Annotated in this window: 9 protein-coding genes; 2 read left to right on the top strand and 7 right to left on the bottom strand. The window is 70.2% G+C overall.

Annotation, left to right across the window (positions count from 1 at the left end):
• The first annotated feature begins 378 nt into the window (after positions 1-378).
• Positions 379-1,395: a sigma-70 family RNA polymerase sigma factor gene (locus AB0I77_RS49775; RefSeq protein WP_363289618.1), complete on the top strand. Its 1,017-nt coding sequence runs from the start codon at positions 379-381 to the stop codon at positions 1,393-1,395.
• On the opposite strand, the gene AB0I77_RS49770 is transcribed toward AB0I77_RS49775, so the two are convergent.
• Positions 1,279-1,665, bottom strand: a complete 387-nt coding sequence (locus AB0I77_RS49770) for an STAS domain-containing protein (protein WP_363289617.1) — start codon at positions 1,663-1,665, stop codon at positions 1,279-1,281. The two genes, AB0I77_RS49775 and AB0I77_RS49770, sit on opposite strands and share 117 nt — an antisense overlap.
• Before the next feature lie 181 nt (positions 1,666-1,846).
• On the opposite strand from AB0I77_RS49770, the gene AB0I77_RS49765 reads away from it, so the two are divergent.
• Entirely contained in the window at positions 1,847-2,767 is a 921-nt protein-coding gene (locus tag AB0I77_RS49765; protein WP_363289616.1) for an AEC family transporter, read from the top strand.
• A gap of 1 nt (position 2,768) precedes the next feature.
• Here the strand turns inward: AB0I77_RS49765 and AB0I77_RS49760 are convergent, their stop codons facing one another.
• The 6 genes from AB0I77_RS49760 to AB0I77_RS49735 all read right to left on the bottom strand — a co-directional run bounded on the left by AB0I77_RS49760 (position 2,769) and on the right by AB0I77_RS49735 (position 9,154).
• A complete protein-coding gene (locus AB0I77_RS49760; RefSeq protein ID WP_363289615.1) occupies positions 2,769-3,353 on the bottom strand; it encodes a Uma2 family endonuclease in 585 nt (194 codons plus the stop codon).
• A 95-nt stretch (positions 3,354-3,448) separates the two neighbouring features.
• Positions 3,449-4,732: a thymidine phosphorylase gene (locus AB0I77_RS49755; protein WP_363289614.1), complete on the bottom strand. Its 1,284-nt coding sequence runs from the start codon at positions 4,730-4,732 to the stop codon at positions 3,449-3,451.
• Between the two features lie 75 nt (positions 4,733-4,807).
• Complete coding sequence (locus AB0I77_RS49750; RefSeq protein WP_363289613.1) at positions 4,808-5,221, bottom strand: cytidine deaminase; 414 nt, start codon at positions 5,219-5,221, stop codon at positions 4,808-4,810.
• Positions 5,218-6,504 (bottom strand): ABC transporter permease, encoded by a 1,287-nt coding sequence (locus tag AB0I77_RS49745; RefSeq protein WP_363289612.1) that lies wholly within the window; start codon positions 6,502-6,504, stop codon positions 5,218-5,220. The genes AB0I77_RS49750 and AB0I77_RS49745 overlap by 4 nt, the downstream gene beginning before the upstream one ends.
• Positions 6,504-7,631, bottom strand: a complete 1,128-nt coding sequence (locus AB0I77_RS49740) for an ABC transporter permease (RefSeq protein ID WP_363289611.1) — start codon at positions 7,629-7,631, stop codon at positions 6,504-6,506. Before AB0I77_RS49740 ends, AB0I77_RS49745 begins: the two co-directional genes overlap by 1 nt.
• Positions 7,628-9,154, bottom strand: a complete 1,527-nt coding sequence (locus tag AB0I77_RS49735; RefSeq protein WP_363289622.1) for an ABC transporter ATP-binding protein — start codon at positions 9,152-9,154, stop codon at positions 7,628-7,630. Before AB0I77_RS49735 ends, AB0I77_RS49740 begins: the two co-directional genes overlap by 4 nt.
• Between the last annotated feature and the right edge of the window lie 153 nt (positions 9,155-9,307).

Here is a 9,307-nt window from a genome sequence, read left to right as displayed (position 1 = left end):
ACCCCTCGCGGGGCTCCGCCCCCGCACCCCGCTGGGGCTGCGCCCCAGACCCCCTTCGGCCTGAACGGCCTCGTCCTCAAACGCCGGACGGGCTGAAGTGACCTGAACCGGCGCTCAAAGTGAACGACGGACGGGCTGAGACACCTGAACCGGCGCTCAAGATGTGGCTGAGCGCCGTTCTTCGCTTTCGACCCACCGAGACGGGCGGTGGGTGGGCATGGACCGGGGGTCTGGGGGCGGAGCCCCCAGCAACGCGCACCCCGTCCGACCTGCACCTTTCCTCACTCCGCGAGCCATTGTCAGTGCCCTGCGGTAGCTTCCGAAGTGCCGGGCGTGAAGACGCGTGCGGACAGGTACGGCCACAGGGGTGGGTGGACGATGACGAACGGCACGGCGACTACGACAGACCTGGACGTCAGGCTCGAGAGACACCGGACAGAGCTGACCGGCTACTGCTACCGCATGCTCGGCTCCTCCTTCGAGGCCGAGGACGCGGTGCAGGACACCATGATCCGGGCCTGGCGCAGCTACGAGAAGTTCGAGGGCCGTTCCAGCCTCCGCTCCTGGCTCTACCGCATCGCGACAAACGTCTGTCTGGACATGCTGACCGCCGGCAACAAGCGAGCCAGGCCCATGGACCTCACGGAGTCCACCCCCCTCGCCCAGGCCGCCCTCTCCCCCCGCCCGGACAACACCTGGCTGGAACCGATGCCCGACGCACGCGTCCTCCCCACCGTCGAGGACCCGGCGGAGGCGGCCGTGGCCAAGGAGTCCGTGCGGCTCGCCTTCATGGCCGCCCTCCAGCAACTCCCGCCCAAGCAGCGCGCGGTGCTGATCCTGCGTGAGGTGCTGGCCTGGAGGGCGAGCGAGGTCGCCGAGCTGCTCGGCACCTCGGTCGCGTCGGTCAACAGCGCGTTGCAGCGGGCCCGTGCGACGCTCGCCGAGCGGGAGCAGCACGGCGCTGACGCCGCCGTGTCCGACCCGCTGGACGAGGAGCAGCAGAAGCTCCTGGACCGCTATGTGGCGGCGTTCGAGGGCTACGACATGACGGCGCTGACGGCCCTGCTGCACGAGGACGCCGTCATGACGATGCCGCCGTTCGACCTGTGGCTCACCGGCCAGGAGGACATCACGGGCTTCATGACGACGCTCGGCGCCCCCTGCGCGGGCTCGCGCCTGGTGCCGGTCCAGGTCAACGGCCTGCCGGGCTTCGCCCAGTACAAGCCGGACCCCGAGGCGGGTGGCTTCACTCCCTGGGCGGTGCAGGTTCTGGAGATATCAGACGGCCGGATCACCGGGTTCCACTGCTTCCTCGACACCAAGCGCTGGTTCCCGCTGTTCGGGCTGCCCCTCCATCTCGAAGCTGAGGCCGACCAGGTCGAGGAGGGCGCTTAGGGCGGGGGCGGGCTCGCGGAGCCGGATCCGGCCGTCGGCCCGGCGGGCGGCCAGCTCCAGCCGCGCCAGCAGGTCTACGGCGGTGAGCCCCGGCGGCCCCAGCCCCGCGACGTCACAGACCACGACCCCGGCACCGGTGGCCTCCAGCAGGGCCCGCACGTCGTCGCAGAGCCCAGTCACCTCGTCCCGGGTGACGGGGCCGGCCAACACGAGTACAGCGGGTGTCATGGCGTCCACGATCTGTAGACCTGGCGGGCGGGCGTAACTCATCGGGGGTCGTGTCCGCCGACTCGGCCGCTGTCCGGAGCCGTCCTGGTCTGTCCGCCTGGTCTGTCCGCCGGTCGGGATCACATTGACCCGCCGCCCTCCTTCCCCGGAGGGTTGGCTGTATGTCCCACGCATCGGTGCCCCCCTGGATACGTCACGGCCTCCTCACCTCTGAGGAGGCTTCGTGCAAGGGGTGCTGACGGGCTTCGCGGTCATCGCCGTCGTCATCGGCGTCGGCTATCTGCTCGGCCGCGGCGGCCACCTCGGCGAGCACGGCCGCGAGGTGCTGACCAAGCTCGCCTTCCACGTGGCCTCACCGGCCCTGCTGTTCACCACACTCGCCCGGGCCGACCTTTCGGTGATCTTCTCCAGCCGCCTGCTGGTGACCGCGCTGAGCACGGCCGCGGCGGCGGGCGTCTTCATCGCGGTGGGGGTCGTACGCGGCTGGGGCGTGGGCCGTACGACGATCGGCGCGCTGTGCTCCAGTTATGTCAACTCGGGCAACCTCGGTATTCCGATCGCCGTGTACGTCCTGGGCGACGCCTCGCTGGTGGCACCGGTCCTGCTGTTCCAGCTCCTCGTGCTCACGCCCGTCGCGCTGACGATCCTGGACTGGTCGGGCCGGGACGAGAAGGGCCCGCTGTGGCACCGGCTGCTGACGCCGTTGCGCAACCCGATCGCGGTGGGCTCACTGGCCGGAGTCGCGGTCTCGGCGTTGGGCCTGCGGGTCCCGTCCGCGGTCATGGACCCGGTGACCCTGATCGGCAACATGTCCGTCCCGGCGGTCCTGCTGGCCTTCGGCATCTCCCTGTGCGGCAGCGCGATGCCGGGCCGGGGCCCGGACCGTCAGCTCGTGCTGCTCTCGGTCGCGTTGAAGGCGGTGGGACAGCCACTGGTGGCCTGGGGCCTCGCGGCGGGGGTGTTCGGGCTGCACGGAGCCCCGCTGCTCGACGTGGTGGTGACCTCCGCGCTGCCGGCCGCGCAGAACCTGTTCACGTACGCGTCCAGTTATGGGGTGGGCGAGCGGTTGGCGCGGGATTCGATCCTGGTGTCGACGGTGTTGGCGGTGCCGGTTTTGGTGGTGGTGGCGGCGCTGCTCGGGTGACTCAGGATTCGGGGAACTCACTGGTGTCGATGGCGAGATCGAAGGGAGCCGGAAGCTTGATGGTCTCGCCGAACTTCGCGGTGCTCAGGGGGCGGTAGACATCGCCCTTCGGTTCTCCGTAAAGCGTCGCAGCGGGGCCGTCGGGGCCCCAGCGGTCGACGAGAAGGTAGAGCGGAATGCCTGCGGCGGCGTAGGCGGCGGGCTTGCTGATGCGGTCGTGGCGGGCGTTGGACTTGGAGGTGACCTCGACGACGAGTTCGGCCAGGGCGGCCGGGATGTGGGTGTCCGTCTCCAAGCCCTCCCGCCTCGGGGCCACCACGAGGTCCGGGATGAGCATGCCCAGGCGCGACGGCACGGCGATGGCCAGCGTCTGGAAGATCCCCCAGTCCTCGGGGATCACGGAGTAGAGGCGGCGCTGGATGCCTTCCGCGATCAGATTGTGACGGTACGCGGGAGCAGGTGACACGGTGATGATCCCCTCGATGATCTCCACCTTGCTGCCCTCAGGCCATTCCATCTCCTCCCAGAACCGGACGAGGTCGTCCCAGCTCTGCTCGGGGTCCTGGCTCACGGTGAGTGCGCTCATGGCGGTCTCCTATCGTTGCGTCACCGATCCCAGCATGCCGAACGGGACCGGCGCAGGTCCACCGATCTCATTCACCCGAACGAGGAAACCCCAGGTCAGGCGATCCGCTCCAGCACCACCGGCGACGCCGAGAACTCCGTCCCCGCCACCCCGATGTCGTACGCCCCCTCCACCGCCTCCAGCGCGTACGCGAACCGCTCCGGTGTGTCCGTGTGCAGGGTCAGCAGGGGCTGGCCCTCCCTCACCGTGTCGCCGGGCTTGGCGTGCAGTTCCACGCCCGCGCCCGCCTGCACCGGGTCCTCCTTGCGGGCGCGGCCCGCGCCCAGGCGCCAGGCGGCGATGCCGATGTCGTAGGCGTCGAGGCGGGTGAGGACGCCCGAGGCGCCCGCCTTGATCACGTGCTGCTCCTTCGACGTGGGCAACGGAGCGTCCGGGTCGCCGCCCTGGGCCGCGATCATGCGGCGCCAGACGTCCATCGCCGAGCCGTCGGCCAGGGCCTTGGCCGGGTCGGCGTCCTTCACCCCGGCCGCGGCCAGCATCTCGCGGGCCAGGGCGAGCGTGAGCTCCACGACGTCCGCGGGGCCGCCGCCCGCCAGGACCTCCAGGGACTCCCTGACCTCCAGCGCGTTGCCCGCCGTCAGGCCCAGCGGGGTCGACATGTCCGTCAGGAGCGCGACCGTGTTCACGCCGTGGTCCGTGCCCAGGCCCACCATCGTCCGCGCCAGCTCCCGCGCGTCCTCGATGGTCTTCATGAAGGCGCCCGTGCCCACCTTCACGTCCAGGACCAGCGAACCCGTCCCCTCCGCGATCTTCTTCGACATGATCGAGGAGGCGATCAGCGGGATCGCCTCGACCGTGCCGGTCACATCGCGCAGGGCGTACAGCTTCTTGTCCGCGGGGGCCAGGCCGTCGCCCGCCGCGCAGATCACCGCGCCGACGCCGTCCAGGACGGACAGCATCTCCTCGTTCGACAGCAGCGCGCGCCAGCCGGGGATCGACTCCAGCTTGTCCAGGGTGCCGCCGGTGTGGCCGAGGCCCCGGCCCGACAGCTGGGGTACGGCGGCACCGCAGGCCGCGACCAGCGGGGCCAGCGGGAGAGTGATCTTGTCGCCGACGCCACCGGTCGAGTGCTTGTCCGCGGTCGGGCGGGACAGGGACGAGAAGTCCATGCGCTCGCCGGAGGCGATCATCGCGGCCGTCCAGCGGGCGATCTCCCGGCGGTCCATGCCGTTGAGCAGGATCGCCATCGCGAGCGCGGACATCTGCTCGTCGGCGACCTCGCCACGGGTGTACGCGTCGATGACCCAGTCGATCTGCTCGTCGCTGAGCTCACCGCGCTCCCGCTTGGTGCGGATGACGGAGACGGCGTCCATGGCCATGGCGTTCCTTCCAGCGTTCGGAAAACCGTGCGGCCCCTCTGAGAGCCTGGGCAACTCAGCGGGGCCGCACGGGAGTTACTTGGTGAGATGGTCCGGCCCGAAGGCCTGGGGCAGCATCTGGGACAGCGGCAGGATGCCCGCCGGGGTCTCCAGGAGCAGATCGGGGCCGCCGAACTCGTACAGGAGCTGGCGGCACCGGCCGCACGGGACGAGGATCTCGCCCCGACCGTCGACGCAGGTGAAGTGCGTCAGACGCCCGCCCCCGGTGTTCTGCAACTGCGACACGAGCCCGCACTCGGCGCACAGGCCGAGGCCGTACGAGGCGTTCTCCACGTTGCAGCCGGTGACGGTACGGCCGTCGTCGACCCGGGCCGCCACGCCGACCGGGTACCCCGAGTACGGGGCGTACGCGCGGGACATGGCCGCGCGTGCCGCCTGTCTCAGCGCCTCCCAGTCGACGCCCGCGGAACCCGTGTCGGCGACGGTCACTTGCCCTGTCCCTTCCGGTAGCGCATGCCGTCCGCCTTGGGCATCCTCAGGCGCTGGGCGGACAGCGACAGCACGAGCAGTGTGACGACGTACGGGGTGGCGCCCACGAAGTCGCCCGGCACCTCGTCGGTGAACAGGTACCAGAGCAGGACGAGCCCGGCGACGAAGAGGCTGATCCCGCCCTGCCAGTGTGCCTTGCGGTACAGCTTCCAGCCGGCGAGTACCGCCAGCAGGACGACCAGCAGGAGCAGCAGCGCGTGCACGGTCTCGCCGCCGCTGCGCAGCTGGAGCGCGTCCGAGAAGCCGAACAGGCCGGCGCCCATCGCGAGGCCTCCGGGCCGCCAGTTGCCGAAGATCATGGCCGCGAGGCCGATGTAGCCGCGGCCGCCGGTCTGGCCCTCCAGGTAGATGTGCGAGGTGACCAGCGCGAGAAAGGCACCGCCGAGTCCGGCGAGGCCGCCGGAGACGGCCACGGCCACGTACTTGTACCGGTAGACGTTGACGCCGAGCGACTCCGCGGCGATCGGGTTCTCACCGCAGGAACGCAGCCGCAGGCCGAACGGGGTGCGCCACAGCAGCCACCAGCTCCCGACGAACAGCGCCACGGCCAGGAGCGTCACCACGGACACGTTGGTGACCAGACCGCCGAGGATGCCCGCGAGGTCGGAGATCAGGAACCAGTGGTGATTCTCGATCGACTGGAGGCCGTCGGAGAGGCCGGGCACGGTGATGTCGCCCAGCGAGTCCGCGGGCGGGGACTGCTTCGGGTTGCCGCCCGCTTCCGCCGCGCCGCCCTCCGAGAAGAAGAGTTTGGCGAGGTACTGGGTGGCGCCGAGCGCGAGCAGGTTGACCGCGACGCCGGAGACGATGTGGTCGACGCCGAAGGTGATGGTCGCGACGGCGTGCACCAGGCCGCCGAGGACACCGAAGCCGACACCGCACAGCAGGCCGAGCCAGGGGCTGGACTGCCAGCCGATCCAGCCGGCGCCGAAGGTGCCGAGGATCATCATGCCTTCGAGACCGATGTTGACCACGCCGGCCCGCTCGGACCACAGGCCCGCCAGTCCGGCGAGGCCGATCGGCACGGCGAGGGCCAGCGCGGCGGAGATCTGTCCGTCGGAGGTGAGCTGGTCGGCGCCGGTGATCACGCGGACCGCGGCCACAAGCAGCAGCGCACCCGCGACGATCATGAGGATCTGGCCGAACGACCGGCTCTGGCGCTTGCTTCCCGTCTCCGCCTTGGGTGCCGCGGGGGGCGGCGTGTCGGTCATCGTGGCAGTCATCACGCCACCTCCTGCTTCTCGTTCGGGGCGGCGGCCTGCGCGGCGAGCTCGGCGCCGACCCGCTGCTGCTGGCGCTGGAGGCCGTAACGGCGTACGACCTCGTAGGCGATGACGACGCACAGGACGATGACGCCCTGGATGACGCCGAGGATCTCCTTGTCGTAGCCCTCGAACTCCAGGTGGTTGGTGGTGCGCTCCAGGAAGCCCCAGAGCAGGGCGCCGAGCGCGATGCCGATCGGGTGGTTGCGGCCGAGCAGCGCGATGGCGATGCCCGTGAAGCCGATGCCCGAGGGGAAGTCGTTGCTGAACTGGTGGCTGTCGTTGAGGAGGGTCGGCATGCCGATCAGACCGGCCACCGCGCCCGAGATGATCATGCTGGTGGCGATCATGCGCTTGACGCTGACGCCACTCGCCGCGGCGGCGGACTCGGACTGGCCGACGGTCCGCAGATCGAAGCCGAAGCGGGTGCGGCCGAGCACGAACCAGTACGCGACGCCGACGACGGCGGCGATCACGATGAAGCCCCAGAGCACGCCGGCCGGGCCCGTGTCGATCGAGAAGAACCACGAGTCCTGCGGCAGTGGCTTCGTCGATACGACGGTGCCGCCGCTCTGGAGTTCGGCGAGCTTACCCGGCTGGAGGAGGTAGGCGATGATCGCGGTGGCGATGGAGTTCAGCATGATCGTCGAGATGACCTCGCTGACGCCCCGGGTCACCTTGAGGACACCGGCGATACCGGCCCAGACGGCGCCCACGCCCATCGCGCAGAGGATCATGAGCGGGATGGCGAGGAAGCCCGGCAGGGTCAGCGCGCCGCCGAGCACCGCGGCGAAGAACGCGGCGAGCCGGTACTGGCCGTCGACCCCGATGTTGAACAGGTTCATGCGGAAGCCGATGGCCACCGCGACACCCGCCAGGTAGTACGTCGTCGCCTTGTTGAGGATGTAGACCTGACTGTCGCTGGCGGAGCCGTAGGTCAGCATGTCGCTGAAGGCGGCGCCCGGGTTCTTGCCGGTGGAGAGGATCACCAGGGCGGTGACGACGAGCGCGGCGACGAGCGCGAGCAGCGGCGCCGCGACACCGAGGAGCAGCCGCTCCCGGTCGATCCGTGAGGTGAGCTTGTTCATCGGTCGTCGTCCTCTGTGTGCTCCAGGTGGCCGGTGGCCGCACCCGTCATGGCGGAGCCCAGCTCCTCGGGGGTGATCGTGGCGGGGTCCGCGTCGGCGACCAGGCGGCCGCGGTACATCACCCGCAGGGTGTCCGAGAGCCCGATGAGCTCGTCGAGGTCGGCGGAGATCAGCAGGACGCCCATGCCCTCGCGGCGAGCCTCCCGGATGTGGTCCCAGATCGCGGCCTGCGCACCGACGTCCACACCGCGGGTGGGATGGGCGGCGATGAGGAGCTTGGGCGCGTGGCTCATCTCACGGCCGACGATCAGCTTCTGCTGGTTGCCGCCGGACAGCGAGGCCGCGGTCACGTCGATGCCGGGGGTGCGGACGTCGTACGCGCTGATGATGCGCTCGGTGTCGGCGCGGACGGCCTTGAGGTCGAGCAGTGCGCCGCGCGAGCTGGGCCGCTCGGTGACATGGCCGAGGATGCGGTTCTCCCACAGCGGTGCTTCGAGGAGCAGGCCGTGGCGGTGGCGGTCCTCGGGGATGTAGCCGACGCCCGCCTCGCGGCGGCGGCGGGTGGGGGCGTGGGAGATGTCGGTGCCGTCCAGCGTGATGACGCCGCCGTCGGGATCCCGTATGCCCATGATCGCCTCGACCAGTTCGGACTGGCCGTTGCCCTCCACGCCGGCGATGCCGAGCACCTCGCCCTGGTGGATGGTGAAGGTGATGTCGTCGAGGATGATCCGCTCGACGCCGTCGAGGTCCGTCTGGCTCAGGCGCAGCCCGGCCACGTCGAGCATCGGGATGTCCGTGACCGTGGACTCCCCGGTCTCCGGCGTGGGCAGTGCGCTGCCGACCATCAGCTCGGCGAGCTGCTTGGCGGTGGTGTTCCTCGGCTCCACCGTGCCGACCGTGGTGCCGCGCCGGATGACGGTGATCTCGTCGGCGACGGACAGCACCTCGCCCAGCTTGTGGGAGATGAAGATGACGGTGAGCCCCTCGGCCTTCAGCTCGCGCAGGTTGTCGAAGAGGGCGTCGACCTCCTGCGGCACGAGGACGGCGGTGGGCTCGTCGAGGATGAGGGTCTTGGCGCCGCGGTAGAGGACCTTGAGGATCTCCACGCGCTGGCGGTCGGCGACGCCGAGCTCCTCCACGAGGACGTCCGGCCGGACGTTCAGCCCGTACGCGTCGGAGATCTCCTTGATCTTCGTACGCGCCTTGGCGCCGATGCCGTACCGCTTCTCGGCGCCGAGGGCGACGTTCTCCAGGACGGTGAGGTTGTCGGCGAGCATGAAGTGCTGGTGCACCATGCCGATGCCGCGCGCGATGGCGTCGGCGGGGTTGTGGAAGGTGACCCGCTCGCCGTTCACGGCGATGGTGCCCTCGTCCGGCAGCTGCATGCCGTAGAGGATCTTCATCAGGGTGGACTTGCCGGCGCCGTTCTCACCGCACAGGGCGTGGACGGTGCCCGTGCGGACGGTGATGTCGATGTCACGGTTGGCGACGACGCCGGGGAATCGCTTGGTGATGCCGCGCAGTTCGACGGCAGCGGGAGGGCTGGACGCGTTGATGGCGCACTCTCCTCGGGGGAAAGGGGCTGCGGGGGGAGGGCAGGCGTCGGCGACGCTAGCGCGGCAACTCCATGCTACCCGCGTAGAGTTGACACATTGTTATGGCTCGGCGAGGGGCCG

The organism is Streptomyces sp. NPDC050619, from assembly GCF_040654815.1.
Lineage (GTDB): Bacteria > Actinomycetota > Actinomycetes > Streptomycetales > Streptomycetaceae > Streptomyces.
The sequence above is the reverse complement of the archived record's forward strand: the minus strand, read 5'-3'. Positions and strand labels throughout refer to the sequence as shown.

Coding starts and splice junctions, on each gene's coding strand:
- AB0I77_RS49775 (WP_363289618.1), top strand. CDS start 379: ATGACGAACGGCACGGCGACTACGACAGACCTGGACGTCAGGCTCGAG.
- AB0I77_RS49770 (WP_363289617.1), bottom strand. CDS start 1,665: ATGAGTTACGCCCGCCCGCCAGGTCTACAGATCGTGGACGCCATGACA.
- AB0I77_RS49760 (WP_363289615.1), bottom strand. CDS start 3,353: ATGAGCGCACTCACCGTGAGCCAGGACCCCGAGCAGAGCTGGGACGAC.
- AB0I77_RS49755 (WP_363289614.1), bottom strand. CDS start 4,732: ATGGCCATGGACGCCGTCTCCGTCATCCGCACCAAGCGGGAGCGCGGT.
- AB0I77_RS49745 (WP_363289612.1), bottom strand. CDS start 6,504: ATGACTGCCACGATGACCGACACGCCGCCCCCCGCGGCACCCAAGGCG.
- AB0I77_RS49740 (WP_363289611.1), bottom strand. CDS start 7,631: ATGAACAAGCTCACCTCACGGATCGACCGGGAGCGGCTGCTCCTCGGT.